The sequence below is a fragment of the Hyphococcus sp. D3-15 genome (assembly GCF_055809375.1).
Map to the genome: position 1 here is coordinate 1,697,452 of NZ_CM147910.1, position 12,393 is coordinate 1,709,844.

The 12,393-nt window shown below is 59.4% G+C and carries 9 protein-coding genes and 1 pseudogene; 5 read left to right on the forward strand and 5 right to left on the reverse strand.

The window, feature by feature from the left end; all coding sequences use genetic code 11:
• The first annotated feature begins 164 nt into the window (after positions 1-164).
• Both AC0L8G_RS08375 and AC0L8G_RS08380 read left to right on the forward strand, forming a co-directional pair.
• Positions 165-638, forward strand: coding sequence for a hypothetical protein (locus AC0L8G_RS08375; protein WP_473388318.1), 474 nt, complete (start codon positions 165-167; stop codon positions 636-638).
• Positions 602-3,577: a YhdP family protein gene (locus AC0L8G_RS08380; RefSeq protein WP_473388320.1), complete on the forward strand. Its 2,976-nt coding sequence runs from the start codon at positions 602-604 to the stop codon at positions 3,575-3,577. Before AC0L8G_RS08375 ends, AC0L8G_RS08380 begins: the two co-directional genes overlap by 37 nt.
• On the opposite strand, the gene tyrS is transcribed toward AC0L8G_RS08380, so the two are convergent.
• Positions 3,578-4,831, reverse strand: coding sequence for a tyrosine--tRNA ligase (gene tyrS, locus AC0L8G_RS08385; RefSeq protein ID WP_473388321.1), 1,254 nt, complete (start codon positions 4,829-4,831; stop codon positions 3,578-3,580). It abuts the gene before it with no gap.
• A gap of 183 nt (positions 4,832-5,014) precedes the next feature.
• Between tyrS and AC0L8G_RS08390 the strand changes: the two are divergent.
• Positions 5,015-6,117, forward strand: a pseudogene (locus AC0L8G_RS08390) (anhydro-N-acetylmuramic acid kinase).
• A gap of 3 nt (positions 6,118-6,120) precedes the next feature.
• Here AC0L8G_RS08390 and AC0L8G_RS08395 read toward each other — a convergent pair.
• From AC0L8G_RS08395 to AC0L8G_RS08410, 4 genes are read right to left on the reverse strand one after another with little or no spacing between them, the layout of a single operon-like run.
• Positions 6,121-7,431: a TCR/Tet family MFS transporter gene (locus AC0L8G_RS08395; RefSeq protein ID WP_473388322.1), complete on the reverse strand. Its 1,311-nt coding sequence runs from the start codon at positions 7,429-7,431 to the stop codon at positions 6,121-6,123.
• Between the two features lie 14 nt (positions 7,432-7,445).
• Positions 7,446-8,729, reverse strand: a complete 1,284-nt coding sequence (locus AC0L8G_RS08400; protein ID WP_473388324.1) for an HlyC/CorC family transporter — start codon at positions 8,727-8,729, stop codon at positions 7,446-7,448.
• Between the two features lie 16 nt (positions 8,730-8,745).
• The gene (gene aroB, locus AC0L8G_RS08405; protein ID WP_473388325.1) at positions 8,746-9,855 is read right to left on the reverse strand and encodes a 3-dehydroquinate synthase; all 1,110 of its coding nucleotides are present in this window, start codon (positions 9,853-9,855) and stop codon (positions 8,746-8,748) included.
• Positions 9,852-10,430: a shikimate kinase gene (locus tag AC0L8G_RS08410; protein ID WP_473388326.1), complete on the reverse strand. Its 579-nt coding sequence runs from the start codon at positions 10,428-10,430 to the stop codon at positions 9,852-9,854. The genes aroB and AC0L8G_RS08410 overlap by 4 nt, the downstream gene beginning before the upstream one ends.
• A 145-nt stretch (positions 10,431-10,575) precedes the next feature.
• Between AC0L8G_RS08410 and AC0L8G_RS08415 the strand changes: the two genes are divergently transcribed.
• On the forward strand, positions 10,576-10,701 hold the full coding sequence (locus AC0L8G_RS08415) for a hypothetical protein (RefSeq protein WP_473388327.1): 126 nt from the start codon (positions 10,576-10,578) through the stop codon (positions 10,699-10,701).
• Positions 10,688-12,379: a hypothetical protein gene (locus tag AC0L8G_RS08420; RefSeq protein ID WP_473388329.1), complete on the forward strand. Its 1,692-nt coding sequence runs from the start codon at positions 10,688-10,690 to the stop codon at positions 12,377-12,379. The genes AC0L8G_RS08415 and AC0L8G_RS08420 overlap by 14 nt, the downstream gene beginning before the upstream one ends.
• Positions 12,380-12,393 lie beyond the last annotated feature (14 nt).

The window sequence follows — 12,393 nt, forward strand, 5'->3', positions numbered from 1 at the left end:
CCCGGCGAGTGAACATGGATATCGATGGCGCCGATTCGCCATGATCCCTTGCCGCCGACCCGAATGACCGGTACCGATAAAGGTTTGTAGCGTCTGTATGCGGAACAGGCGCTTACCAGCGTTTACATAGTTCTGGAGTTTGCGGCTGCATGAAGAAGCGGGCGTTGAAAGCAGCTGTCCTTGCATTCGAAGTCGTTGCGCTCGTCATCGCAATCGCCGCCGCCGCTGTGATCTTCCTCTCCTGGCGGCTGGGGCAGGGGCCTCTGGCGCTTGATACGCTGCGCCCCAGCGCAGAATTCGCCATCGAGCGGCGCCTGCCAAACGGCTATGATGCGGCGATTGAGGGCATAGAGCTTCGTCGCGCCGAGGCGCGCGGCGAATACCTTCTCCAGTTGAAAGGCGTCACGGTTATCGGCGCCGAAGATCGCGAGGCGGCGAGCGCGCCTGAAATTTTAATGACCTTTGGGCTGGGTGATCTTTTCGCCGGCAAAATCGGTCCGCGAACCGTCAAGGCAAATGGCGCGCATTTTCGCATCATTCGCCGCGAAAACCTCAAAGTCGATATTCCGATCGTCAAAAGAGCGGCGCCAAAAAGAAGCGTGTGCAAGTCACGAAGCTTCTCGACACGCGTTTGCTGAAAAGCGCTTTTGAATCCGCTGAGATTTCAAATGCGGAAATTACTTTCCTGGATGTTGCTTCCGGTCGTTCCTGGGCGGCGCCAAACACGCATGTTCATTTACGCCGCAATGAAAAAGGCTTGTCGGCGTTGCTGGACGGGCGGATCGACATGGACGGCGCCAATGCCGGGATTAATGCAAATGCTGAATATGATAGCGCGCAAGGCGTAATCAACGTGGTTGTGGACGGGAAGAATTTTCCTGTCGGCGATCTGCTCAGCACATTTTATGGGGATGAAGCCGCCGTCGTAGATGCGCCGGTGAGCGGGCAGGCGGTCATGGCGTTCACGCCAGACGGCGATGTCTTGTCTTCGAAATTCGATGCATATCTGGGCGAAGGGTTTTTGAAGCTTGGCGGCGTACGCAGCGCAGTGTCCCGCGTTGAGTGGAAGACCGGCTTTGACCCGAGAACGAACCGGTTTTCTATCGATCATTTCGAATTTGATGTTGAAGGCGCCAAAGGGGCGCTTACCGGCGAACTCTCAGTGTCGTTTGGCGATGATATTCGAAAGCCGGAAAGCATCTCCTTTGAACTGGCGTCGGAAGAGGTTTTGGTCACCGCGCCCGATCAATTGCCCGCCGCATTGCCGCTTACAGCGCTTCAGCTTGACGGACAGTATTTCGTTTCGGACAGACGGCTGACCTTGTCTTCGGTCAAGGCTGAGGCGGCGGGGCTTGCCGCAAGCGGCGTCCTGACGCTGTTGCGCCCGCGGGGGTTTGATGGCGCGCCATCACCATCACCGGGCGTCATCGCCGATTTCGACATAGACGGATCGCTTGACCCGGAGCGCCTGCTCTCGATCTGGCCGAAGGGGATCGCGACTGGCGCGCGTGACTGGGTGGAGGACCGGCTGGCCACGGCGACTATTGAAAACATTGATTTCGCCATGAACCTGCTTCCCGGCGCCGTTAGAAAAGACGGCGGGCTGCCCGATGAAGCCATGAGCCTGACTTTCGATGCGCGGGATGTGAAGGCGTATTACATCAAGCAAATGACGCCGCTGCGAAACGGACAGGGCAGCGGCGTTTTGCGCGGCAATTCATTTCGCCTGAATGTTGCGAAGGCGAATGTGGGCAAGGTGGCGATTGAAAAAGGCGAAGTGTCGTTTCCGGTCTTCATGCCGAAATGGCAGCCGACCTATTATCGCTTTACAGCGTCCGCCGCCGCCCAAAACATGCTCGCCATTCTTGATGAAGCGCCGATGTCGTTGCTGTCGAAGGTGAACCTTCGCGCGGATCAGTTTTCCGGCGAGGCGCGCGCTGATATTGAGATCATGCGGCCGAACAAGCGCGACGTCGCGCCGGAAGAATATGGGTATAAAGGTTCCGGCACCTTCAAGAACATGACGATTTCCGAACTGATCGGAGACATCCAGTTCTCGAATGCGTCCGGAACGATTGACTTGAAGACCCGCTCCATGTCCGTCGCTGCAGATGCGGATCTTGCAGATGGCGCGCCGATCAAACTGGTCTGGGGGCAGAATTTCTACGCGGAAGACGGCCCGTCCGACATTGCGATTTCAGGCGTGTTTAACTCTTCGACCGGAGACCTCTTCGGCGTGCCGACACGGCAGTTCCTGCGCGGCCCGGTTGCTTTCAATGCGAATGCAACAGGTGATATCGGCGCCTTTAAAACCCTCGATGTGAACGCGGATTTTGCAAATGCGGCGTTGATGGTCGATGCGGTGGGCTGGCGCAAGCCAATTGGCGCGGCTGCAACCGGCGCTTTGTCCATGGTTTTCAATGATGCCGGAGTAGATGTGAAACAGTTCTCCATCGAAGGAGAGGGCGTCAATATAGGCGGCACGCTGACGTTCGATCCGCATGGCGCGCTTCAGAAGGCCGATTTGCCGAGGTTCTATCTTGCGGATAGCGCTGATTTTTCAGTCACCGCGAAACGCGCTTCCGCTGATGGGCTTGAACTGACCGCGGTCGGTGATTTCCTGAATGCCGCTCCGATGGTGCAGGAAGCGCTGGAAGGATCGGCCGCGCAGGGCGGCGCGCAGACAATCAACTGGGGGCGCGGCGTCAATGTTCGCGCGCGGATTGATCAGGTGGCCCTTCGTGAAGGCGTGATATATCGCGACAGCGCCCTTGATCTCTATCGCGACGCGGAACGCTTGCAGGCGCTTGATTTCTCCGCCTTTGGCGCTGACCGCGCGCCGGTGACCGTCACGATGGCGCTGACCGGCGCCGAAGAAGGGCCGCAACGCGCAATTGAAGCGCGCACCAGTGCAATCGGCGAATTGATGAAGGGCTTGCTGGGCGTTAAATCCGTTGCGGGCGGAGAGGGCTCCATGCGGCTTGCATTGCATCAGGCGGGCGAACCAGGCTTTGCCGGCGAGCTTGAAGCGCGCAACCTGCAAGTCGTGAATGCGCCGCTCTTGGCGCGTATTTTCTCTGCTGGATCTCTCGACGGTCTCGCCAATCTCATGAACGGGCAAGGCATCGATTTTTCATATGCATATGGAAAGTTCGACTACGCCAATGGCGTTGTTTCCATTGCCGACATGCGCGCAACAGGTTCCTCTGTCGGCATTACGGCGGAAGGGGTGGTCGGCGTCGGCGCGGGCGGGGTGACGGATTTGAATGGCGCCGTTGCGCCAATTTATGCGCTCAACTCAATTCTCGGCAGCGCCCCGATCATTGGCGATATTCTTGTCGGAAAAAAAGGCGAAGGGATTTTGGCCTTTTCCTACCGGGTGAGCGGGGAAACCGGCAATCCATCGGTCTTCGTCAATCCCTTGTCGGCGCTGACCCCGGGCATATTCCGTCAGATCATGCAGCCGCAACGCGAGCCTGTCCCGGAGGCCGGAACCGAAGCGGACGCGCCCGTGCAAAACGGCGCGGAACCGGCGCAAGAGTCGCCGCCTTCAGAACCCGAGCAACCAAGCCCGTGATTACTGTACGCGGATGATCGCGTGCTTCTTTTTGCCGATTGAGAGTTTCACCGCGCCGTCGCGGATATCGTCAGCGCTCAAATTGCGTTCTTCGCTGACTGCCTGGTCATTCACCTTGAGCGCGCCAGCTTTGATGTGACGGCGCGCTTCGCCTTTGGAGGCGCATAACCCAGCGGCGATAAACTGATCGACAAGCGCCGCCTCAACAAGCGCCCCGGCGGCGATATCGATAGTAGGAAGATCTCCGCCAAGGCCGCCTTGCTCAAAGGTTTTTTGGGCTGTCGCCGCAGCGCTTTGCGCGGCATCGCGGCCATGCAGTAGCGTCGTCGCTTCGGTCGCCAGCACCTTTTTCGCGTCATTTATTTCCGCGCCTTCTAATGCGGAAAGGCGGCGCACTTCATCCATGGGAAGCGTTGTAAAGCGCGCGAGCAGGGTTGCGACATCCGCATCTTCCGCATTGCGCCAATATTGCCAGTAGTCATAGGGGCTGAACATGTCGGGGTTCAGCCACACCGCGCCGTTTTCCGTCTTGCCCATTTTCTTGCCTGAGGCGGTGGTCAGGAGCGGAGTGGTCAAACCGAAAACTTCGGTGCTGTCCTTGCGGCGGCAAAGCTCCACGCCATTGACGATATTGCCCCATTGGTCCGTGCCGCCAAGCTGCAAGGTGCACCCATGGCGATTGAGCAACTCATGGAAATCATAAGCCTGCATCAACATGTAGTTGAACTCAAGAAATGTCATCGGGCTTTCACGTTCGAGCCGGAGCTTGACCGAGTCGAAAGTCAGCATGCGGTTAATCGTGAAATGAACGCCATAGTCCCGCAGGAATTCAACATAGCCGAGCTTTGACAGCCAGTCGTCATTATTGACCATCAGCGCGTCCGTCGGGCCGTCGCCGAAAGTCAGGAACTTTGCGAATGCGCCTTTGATGGAGGCGATGTTGGCGTCAATATCGGCGTCGGTCAGCAGTTTGCGCTGCTCATCCTTGCCGGTCGGGTCGCCGACCTTGGTGGTGCCGCCGCCCATGAGGGTGATCGGACGGTGCCCGGTCTGCTGCAGCCAGTGCAGCATCATGATCTGGATCAGGCTGCCGGCATGCAAGGACTTTGCGGTGGCGTCAAAGCCGATATAGGCCGTGATGACGCCGGACGCTGCTTTTTCGTCCAGGCCCTCAAGATTCGTGCCCTGTGCGATGAAGCCGCGCTCATCGAGCACGTTGAGGAAATCGGATTTGTAGGTCGCCTTGCCGCTCATTTTCGAACTCTGCCTGCTTGAAGGTCCGCCCCGTAGCATGTCAGGAGCGAAAATCCAATGAACTGGCGGGGGCTGGTCCGTCTGGTTAAGAAAACTTTCAGCCTTCGCCGCGACTCTTTGTAGGCATGGCTTACGCGCTATCGGAAGAAACGGATGCCTGACACCCTTACTGCCCTTGGCCTGATGAGCGGCACCTCGCTGGACGGAATCGATGCGGCGATCCTGACGACAGATGGCGAGAACGTCGTGACGCCGGGGCCGGCGATCCATGTCCCCTATAGCCGCGATCTCAAAATCTGGGTGCGCCGGGCGATCAAAGCGGCGCTTGAGGGCCGCGACGGCGCCGATGAAATTGGCAAGGCCGCCGGGGAAATCACCTATGCGCATGTCCTGGCGGTGGAGCAGTTGCTTGAGCACGCTGGATTGAAGCGCAAGGATGTGGATGTCATCGGCTTTCACGGCCAGACCATTTTGCACCGGCCGTCGAAAGAGCCCGGCATAGCCGGTCGCACCTGGCAGCTCGGTGATGGGCGCGTTCTCGCGGACGAAACGCGCATTGATGTGGTCAATGATTTTCGCAGTAATGACGTCGCCGCAGGGGGCGAGGGGCGCCATTCGCGCCGGTTTATCATCGGGCGCTGGTGGCATCCATGGCGGAGCTTCCCGAATGCGCAGTCGGCGTCGTCAATCTCGGCGGCGTATCCAATGTCACCTATGTGCCCGAGGGCGCGCGCTCTATTGATCTCGTCGCTTTCGATTGCGGGCCCGGGAACGGCCTCGTGGATGAATGGATCGAAATGAAAACCGGCGAACATATGGACAAAGACGGCGCCATGGCGCTCGCGGGGACCGTAAACGAGGAAGCGCTGCGCATGATGTTGCTGGCGCCGTATCTTCGTCGCAAGCCGCCGAAATCGCTCGACCGGTATGATTTCAAACTCGACCATGTGATGAAGCTGACGCCGGAAGACGGCGCGGCGACATTGACGGCGTTCACCGCCGCCTGCATTGCGCAGTCGGAAAAGCTTCTTCCGGATCTGCCCGGCGGGTACATCATTTGCGGCGGGGGACGCCATAATCCGGCGATGATGCAGGCTTTGCGCGACCGGCTTGAGGCGAACGTCGTGACCGCCGAAGACGCCGGCTGGCGCGGCGATGATCTGGAAGCGGAGTGCTTTGCCTATCTCGCGGTCCGCACGCTGAAAAAGCTGCCGATAAGCTATCCGAAAACAACGCGCGCGCCGCGCCCGATGATGGGCGGCGTTTACCATCGCGCACCGGTTTAGGTTTTACGTTGCTGCGGGTTGATCCGCAGTTGCTTCTTCATGCTCTTCGCGCGGGCGTTGAATGTGCTTAAAGGCCATGAACAAGAGCGCGAGTGCGAAGAGCTCCAGCACGAAGGCAAAGACGAGCGGCGCGCCCGGGAAATAGAATGGCGCGCCTTTCTCTAAGATCGTGATGTTGAAGAGCGTGAACGGTTCGCCCGGCGAAGAGAATGCAGAAAACATTTGCGTCATGATCCATGGGCTGAACACCATGGTCAGGCTGTTGAGCGCTGCAATCGCGCCTTGTAATTCGCCTTGTGCGTTTGACGGAATGGTGCGTGACATGATCCCCTGAAGGGAGGGTTGGGCAAGGCCGCCAAGGGCTGTGAAGGTCAAGATCGCGAAGATCATCCACCCCTGATTGGCGAAAGCGAAACAAAGATAGCCGACTGCCGTCACACTGATGCCGAACAGCGCGGCTCTGCGCTCGCCCAGACGGGGGATGGCGACGCGCGTCAGCCCCCCTTGGACCAGTCCCGACATGAGGCCCATATACATAAGCGAGGCGCCGATCATCGCGCCGCTCCAGGAGAATTTCTCGATCGCGTAATACGCCCAGATGGACGGATAGGTCCAATGGGCGAGCTGTGCGAAGAACAACACCGCCGCGATCGGCAGCATGATCGGGTATTTCGAAAACTGCCGGAAGCTGCCAAGGGCGTTCGCGCGCCGCCAATCGAACGGGCGGCGGTTTTCCGGGGCGAGGGTCTCCGGCATGGTGAAAAAGCCGAAAAGGAAATTCACCGCGCCAGTCGCGGCGACGAAGTAAAATGGCGCGCGCGGTCCGAAATGGTCGCCGAGAAATCCGCCGATGCCCGGACCGATAATGAACCCGACACCAAAGGCCGCGCCGATCAGGCCAAAATTCGCAGCGCGTTTTTCCGGCGGAGAAATATCGGCGATGTAGGCGTTTGCGGTGGAGAATGTCGCGGCGAAGGCGCCGGCCATTAGTCGCGCGATCAAGATGATGCCGATCGTGGGCGCGATGGCCATGATGAAAAAGTCAAAGGAATAGGCGGCGAGAGACGCCAGCATCACCGGACGGCGCCCGAAGCGATCGGAAAGCCCGCCGATGATCGGCATCATGAAGAATTGCATGATGGCGTAGACGACGGAGAGGTAGCCGCCCCATTTCGCCGCATGCGCGACGCCTTCGCCCGTCACTTCCATGATCAGTTTCGGCATTACAGGCATGATCACGCCGAAGCCGATCATGTTGAGCAGGATCGTAACGAAAATGAAGAAGAAGGCGCGTTTGCCTGCCTTTTTGGCCATTGTTGGCTACTTTCCTAAGACGCGATGGGGGTGATTTTCAGCGCCGTGATCTGGTTGCGGCGCCGGCGCAGGATCTTGAAACGAAATCCATGGAATGAAAATGTCTGCCCGACATCGGGAATGCATTGCGCTTCGTGAATGACAAGGCCGGCCAGTGTGACCGCCTCTTCGTCAGGCAGGTTCCAGTCCATTGCGCGATTGAGATCGCGGATGGTTACATCGCCATCGACGCTGAGCGAGCCGTCGCCTTGCGGGCGCACGCCCTGAACCGGGCTGTCATGTTCGTCTTCAATCTCGCCGACGATTTCTTCCAGAATGTCTTCGAGTGTGACGAGCCCCATCAATGCGCCATATTCATCGACGATGAGTGCAAAGTGCTCTTGCTTCAATTTGAAGGCGTCGAGTTGCTCTTGCAGCGTTGTCGTCTCCGGCGCGAAGTAGGGTTTACGCGCGAGCGATTCAAAACTGATGGCGTCAGCGTTGCCTTCCGCGTCCCACAGCGCGCGCAGGAGGTCTTTCGCGTGAAGAATGCCGATAATATTGTCGGGGTTTTCTTTGTATAAAGGCAAACGCGTATGCGAGCTTTTCAGCGCTTGCCGGATGATCGCGTCTTTCGCCATGTCAATGTCAAGCATTTCAATTGACTTCCGATGGATCATGATTTCTTCGGTGCGGATCTCGTTCAGATCGAGAGCGCCGCGGATCAGGTCGCGCGATTCCTTGTCGACGCGGCCTTCAGAATGGTGAAGGTCTATCGCGCCTCTTATTTCTTCGGCGGCGGAAAAGACTGCGCTGTCTTTCGATACATCCAAACCGAAGAGGTGCAAAACCCCGCGCACGATAAGTTGAACGACCCGGGTGATTGGCGCAAAGACAAAAACCACCCACCGCATGAGCGGCGCGACAAACATCGCAAAGGAATCCGGGCGCGCAATCGCGGCGGTTTTTGGCGTGACTTCCGCAAAGACCAGGACGAGAATTGTCATCGTCGCCGTCGCAATTGCGTTGGCCAGGCCGCCGGCGCCGAAAATGGAAATGAGCACGCTCGTGGCGATTGACGTCGCGAGAATGTTGACGAGATTGTTGCCGAGCAGGATCGCCCCAAGCAGACGCTCGCGGTCGCGGATCAGAAGGTTGACCCGGCGCGCGCTCATGTCGCCATCGCTTTCAAGCTTGTGCATCCGCGCCTTTGATGTCGCCGTGAGAGCCGTTTCCGAACCGGAAAAAAACGCCGACATCAACAGCAGCAGGAATATTATGCCGATTGGAATCAATAAGGTTGGATCGAGATTGGCCATGGTCTGCTTCGCCGGCCTAGCAGCCGGTTTTCTCCTTGAGGAATGCGGCGACGTCGCGAAGGTCTGAATCCTTTGCGATGAATGCGTCGCCAATGGATTTGGCGAGTATCAGAGTCAGCTTGCCTTGCTCAACTTTTTTGTCCTGCATCATGTAGTTGGCGAGCGTGTCGGCCGGAATTTCAGCCTTCAGGTCGGCGATTGAGGCGGGCAGGCCGCAAGCAGTGAGGTGGGCTTTCGCGCGCTCTGCATCCTGCCCCGAGCAGACCCCAAGCCGGACCGAGTAATCCAGCGCCAGGGCCATGCCCAGCGCGACGCCTTCGCCATGCAGCAGCCGGTCTGAATAGCCGAAATGCGCCTCAAATGCGTGGCCGAATGTATGGCCGAGATTCAAGAGCGCGCGCTTGCCGCGTTCGCGTTCATCATCACAGACAATCGCGGCCTTGGTTTCGCAGGAAATTTTCACCGCATGAATGCGCGCCGCCGCATCGCCCTCCAGCAAGGCTTTGCCGTTCTTCTCACACCACTCAAAAAACGGCGCGTCGACGATCAAGCCGTATTTGACGACCTCTGCATAGCCGGCGCGCAATTCTCTGATCGGCAGGGTGTCGAGGGTGTTGATGTCTGCGATCACCATGGCGGGCTGGTAAAACGCGCCAATGAGATTTTTGCCTTGCGGCGCGTTGATCGCTGTTTTGCCGCCGACGGCGCTGTCGACCTGGGCGAGCAATGTCGTGGGGATCTGCGTAAAGCGGCAGCCGCGACGCAACACCGAACACGCGAACCCGGTGAGGTCGCCGATCACGCCGCCGCCAAACGCAATGACCATGTCATCGCGCTCTATGCCGAGATCGAGCAAGCGGCCGGTCAGGGCTTCGAGTTGCGAAAAGGACTTCGTGCCTTCGCCGGGCTTGAGCGAAATGAAATCCGCATCGATCCCGCCGGCCTTCAATCCTTGCTTCAAGCGCTCGCCCTGGGCGGCGAGGACATTGTCGTCCGTCACAACCGCGACGCGCGGACGTTTCAGCATGGGCGACAGCAGGGCGCCCGCCCGATCAAGGAGGTCTGTGCCGATATGAATGTCGTAGGACCGGTCGCCCAGCGGCACGCGGACGGTTTCGAATGTCATTTGGCGTCTTCCTTCACCGCCGTCAAAAGATCGGGCCGATTCGACAGGGCCTCAATGATGAGGTCGACCGTGTGGCCATGAGGCCCTTGCTGGCTTTCGACGTGAATGTCAGCGGCGGCATAATATTCCTTACGCTCTTCGATCAGGCGCTCAAGCGTTTCGCGGGGATCGCCGGTTTGCAGCAAGGGCCGGGTGCCGCGCCGCGCCGCCCGGCGCACGACGGTCTCCAAATCAGCCTGGATCCAGATGGAGACGGAGCGTTCTGCTATCAAGGCTCGGGTTTCGGGGTTGGTCACCGCGCCGCCCCCGGTCGCCAAGACATGTGGCTCGCCTTCGAGCAGGCGCCGAATCACCTTCGCTTCCCCCTCGCGAAAGCTTTTCTCGCCATGAGCGGCGAACAGGTCCGAGACACTCATGCCAGAAGCTTTCTCAATCTCATGATCCGCATCATAAAATGGCAATCCCAGCCGCGGCGCCAGGCGGCGGCCGACGGTGGTTTTGCCAGCACCCATCATCCCGACCAGAACGACTGGACGGGCGCATTCAAGCTCAGGGTGTTTACGAGGTTGCCCCATGGCGGCTAGATGTAGGGGAGCATGCAGCGCGAAGCTAGCCGGAAAGCCTGATTGTCAGGGAAGCTTTAGGCGATTTGGCGCTGCTGGGGCGAATGAGACCGGGGCGGCCCGCCGCAAATTGCGGGGGTTTAGGAGGAGTGGCGGCGTGCGATTTGTATCGGTGATTGTGCTTTTGGTCCTGGCTGGCCTGATCGGCCTGTTCGTTTACGGGCAAATGATGGAGCCTGAAATTCGCGAAATCGAAGTGGACGCCAGCCATGCCGCGCAATAAGGGCCTCCTCGCTGGCGCGCTGGCTGTTTCAGCCAGCCTTTGCGCCCCCGCCGTTTTCGCCCAGGTCGCCACCCCCGAATCGGTGGAAACCGCGCAACTGCCGACGGACGCATTTTCCATCGGTGATCTTGAGCCGTCAGAAGGGGCGCTACCGGGCGCTCTTTGGTCTGGCAGCAATCCCCAAACCCTCGATTTCCTGCTTTCCCATGCGCCATCCCGGCCGGCCTCGCCGAGCCTGGGGCAGGCTATGCGCCGCACGCTTTTGTCCCCCGGGACGAAACCTGCTGGCGCGGACGCCTCGCTTGGCGGCAAAAAGCTTCTGGCGCTCGCAAAAGCAGGCTTCATTGAAGAGGCGCGCACAATTGCGAGTCTGGCGACGACAGGGCGAAATGATCTGTCCGTCGCTGAAGCGGAGGCGACGCTCGCCCTGCTGGACGGCGAGATTGACGCTGCTTGCCGTCGCGGCGCTTCACTTAGCGGCGGGCGTGAAGGATTGTTTTGGGTGCGTTTGCGCGCCCTTTGTTATGCCCGCGCAGGCGAACTCGACGCGTTTGACCTGACCGTGAACCTTTTGCGCGAACGCGGCGCGCTGGCGCCGGCCGATGAAGCGCTGTTCTTTTCCTTGCTGACGAAATCGCCGCCGAAAACCATCCCGCCAGTGGAAAGCGCTCTGCAATATGCCGCGCTCAAGGCGACGGGTCTGGAAATCAATCCTGCGCTGCTGAGTCAGGCGCAAGGGGGCGTGCTTGCTGCGATCGCAGGCGATGCGGCGGCAGATCCTGCATTGCGCATTGAGGCCGCTGAGCAGGCGGTCGCCATGGGCGTCGTCAGACCTGCATTGATCAGGAGGCTTTTCAGCGAGGCGCAATTTGAAGTCGCCGATCTTGGCGCTATCCTTGATGTGGTCGCGGCCCGGCCAAATGACCCATTGACCGATGCGCTGCTTTATCAGTCGATCGCCGCAATGACGGCGCCGGAATTTATTCGCGACAAGGCCATGCGCATTTCCCTGGCGCTGTCGAGGGCGGACAGTTTCCATCGCGCCTATGCGCTGTCCCTTGTCTATGCTGATGACATCAATGCGCTTGAAGGTGTTCTGGTGACGCCAGAGGAAGCCGGCGAGTTTGCATTGGCGATGATGGCGGTTGGCGACAGTGTTGGCGCTGGCCGCTGGCTCGCCGCAATGATCGGCGCCAATGAGAGCGTCGCAGCCTTGCCTGAAGAATTGGGCATCGCCTTTATCGACCGGGTCAATCTTTTGGCGCTGCTCGATCCGCAAACCGCCGCGCGGATTGCGCGCAGCGCTGGCGTATCGCTGCTTTCCGAAGAAAGCCCCTATGCCGCAGCGGGATCTGCCTATAGCGACCAGGCGGTGACGGCGCGCATTTTGGAAGCTGCGTTTGATGCGGTCGGCGGCGACAAGCTCGGACAGGCGGGGCTTGCCGCTCTTGCCGCTTCCGCCGGCGAGGGCGACGCTTCCGGTGAGGTCGAGGCTGTGGTGGTGAACGAAGGATTGCGCGTTGCCGGCATGCCGGAATTACGCCGTCGCAATACATTTGAACGGGCATGGGCGGCGAGCTTTGTTTCGGCGCCGGGCGCGACATCGCCTGCGGCTGCACCGGGACAATCGAGCGAAGAGCGTGGTTTCGCGCCGCGCATCAAGCCGCCCAAAGGCTGATATAGAAGCGAAAG

What these genes read in the sequence shown, in the direction of transcription:
- AC0L8G_RS08410 (WP_473388326.1), bottom strand. Translation starts at nt 10,430, where the DNA reads ATGGGGCAACCTCGTAAACACCCTGAGCTTGAATGCGCCCGTCCAGTC.
- AC0L8G_RS08420 (WP_473388329.1), top strand. Translation starts at nt 10,688, where the DNA reads ATGCCGCGCAATAAGGGCCTCCTCGCTGGCGCGCTGGCTGTTTCAGCC.
- tyrS (WP_473388321.1), bottom strand. Translation starts at nt 4,831, where the DNA reads ATGAGCGGCAAGGCGACCTACAAATCCGATTTCCTCAACGTGCTCGAT.
- AC0L8G_RS08400 (WP_473388324.1), bottom strand. Translation starts at nt 8,729, where the DNA reads ATGGCCAATCTCGATCCAACCTTATTGATTCCAATCGGCATAATATTC.
- aroB (WP_473388325.1), bottom strand. Translation starts at nt 9,855, where the DNA reads ATGACATTCGAAACCGTCCGCGTGCCGCTGGGCGACCGGTCCTACGAC.
- AC0L8G_RS08395 (WP_473388322.1), bottom strand. Translation starts at nt 7,431, where the DNA reads ATGGCCAAAAAGGCAGGCAAACGCGCCTTCTTCTTCATTTTCGTTACG.